At 42.1% G+C, this 1,969-nt stretch carries 2 protein-coding genes; one reads left to right on the forward strand and one right to left on the reverse strand.

All coding sequences use genetic code 11. From position 1 onward, the window contains the following. The first annotated feature begins 340 nt into the window (after window positions 1-340). Window positions 341-931, forward strand: coding sequence for a hypothetical protein (locus HMPREF2955_RS04410; protein WP_044260788.1), 591 nt, complete (start codon window positions 341-343; stop codon window positions 929-931). A gap of 79 nt (window positions 932-1,010) precedes the next feature. Here HMPREF2955_RS04410 and HMPREF2955_RS15670 read toward each other — a convergent pair whose 3' ends face one another. Next, complete coding sequence (locus tag HMPREF2955_RS15670; protein WP_139145475.1) at window positions 1,011-1,328, reverse strand: hypothetical protein; 318 nt, start codon at window positions 1,326-1,328, stop codon at window positions 1,011-1,013. Window positions 1,329-1,969 lie beyond the last annotated feature (641 nt).

Here is a 1,969-nt window from a genome sequence, read left to right on the forward strand (position 1 = left end):
CGACATTGTTCATTTGGCTTAACGAAAACGTTCCCCATAACCAGCCTAATTGGTTTCACATACTGCTTCATCGCTCCGCTTGTTTTTTCTTTGCGGGCGTGTAGGAAGGGATGCTGGGCGGGTAAAATGCTTTGTTTCAGCTTTATTCGTTTTGCTGTTTCATCGCGTTTTGCTCGCCTTTTGCCTTAAAGCGTACTGTGGTTAGGTGGTTTTTGGGGATTTTTTATGCCTGCATCCTTTACTGTTTAATATCCTTTAACTTTTTCTTCGTGCAAGTATTCGCCGTTTGCACGTTTATAGGGTGTAATCAACAATAAAAGTAACTTTAAAAATAAGGACAATGTACACAAAATCTTTACTGACAACCTTGGCCACAAGCGCCTTCTGTGCAACAATGCTGTTTTTTACCGCTTGCGACAAAGACAATGACTCGAACAAGCCCATGTTAAACAAGTTGACTTTCGACAAAACGAAGGTTGAAGTAACGGAAGGCATGGAAACTGAGCTGAAAGTGAAAAACGGAACAGCACCCTTTAAGGCGATGCTGTCGGGAGAAAAGAATAAACAAGTTGCCGATGTCGCCGTGAAAGACCGCGTAATAACCATCAAAGGTAAGATGGCCGGCTCGGCTACACTGGCCGTTACCGACAAGAAAGGCGACAAGGGCGTGATTAATGTTGTTGTTAAGAAGGCCGCTGGAACATTAAAGCTGGACAAAACTTCGCTCACAATGGAAGTGGGAAAGACCGAAGTGGTGAAGGTTCAGAATGGAAACGGCAAATATACCGCCATTGCTAAGGACCCGAAAACGGTTGAAGTGACGGTAAACAAATACGAGATATCTGTTAAAGCACTAAAAAGTGGCAAGACAGATGTTGAAGTAAAAGACGGAGATAATAATTTGGGTATCATATCAATAACTGTTAAGTAAACAATTCATTTCATCTATTCTGACTTCTGTATTTGGAAGGATCAACCCCCGATTTGTGAAAATCGGGGGTTGATTGGTTTTAGGCGGGTCGTGCTTTCGCATGGAAGTTGTCTTTGCTTTTAACCTTTCTGCAAATTGAGAGGGGGTTATGTTTGTGCGCTGCAAAACGCACTTTCCGAGGAACGAGAAAGAAGATAAACGCCCCGCTCACGTACGAAGTGCTGAACAAAGACATGATGACGTCTGAAATTCTGTCCCATTCGTCTGTGGCTGAACAGGGCAATCTCTTAAAATGTAGCCTGGCAAGCGTTCTTTCAATACATTCTTTATAAATAGAAGGCACCTTTCCTGTGGCATATAATGAGGAAAAAGTAGAGCGCACTTCTTTATGTTTCATCTGTTCTTATGTCAAAATGGACGTGTTTATGCCAAAACGAGAAAAGAACGATTAACCCGTTCACTTGTCAACTTGTCCACTCGTCAATTGGTTAACTTGCCTACTGGTTAACTCGCCAACTGGTTAACTCGTCAACTTCTTAGCTTGTCAGCTGGTTAACTTGTCTTCTGGCTCGCCTTTCCACCCGTTAGTACATCAACTTATGTAAAATATTTGGTAAGAAATTTAACACTATGAGTGCCCCTTTTGTCCACCAACCGCTCACCTTGCCGCAAAAAATCGAGATTCTCACAAAGGTTTGTTTTGATGCAAAAAGGGGTTAGCATGTGAATGCAGCGAAATGAATATTTATTTGAAAAGGCCGCCATTTGCACCACATTTGGGGCCATTTGCGGCTAAATACAGTGCAATTTGCACCAAAACGCAGTGTGTTTTGGTGCTAAATGCAGTGCGTTTTGATGCTAAACGCAAGGTAAAAAGGTGCTAAACGCGGTGCAAAATGGTGCTAAACGCAAGGCGGAAAGCATAAATATCCATAACAATTGGTATAAATAAACCTGTTAGAACCATTAAAAATATGGCCGAAAAGGGCAAAATGGTCGTCAAGAAGTGGGATTTTAGGTGCTAAAAGTGGGTAATTG

Origin of the sequence: Prevotella sp. HMSC073D09 (assembly GCF_001814145.1) — a bacterium.
Classification (GTDB): domain Bacteria; phylum Bacteroidota; class Bacteroidia; order Bacteroidales; family Bacteroidaceae; genus Prevotella; species Prevotella conceptionensis.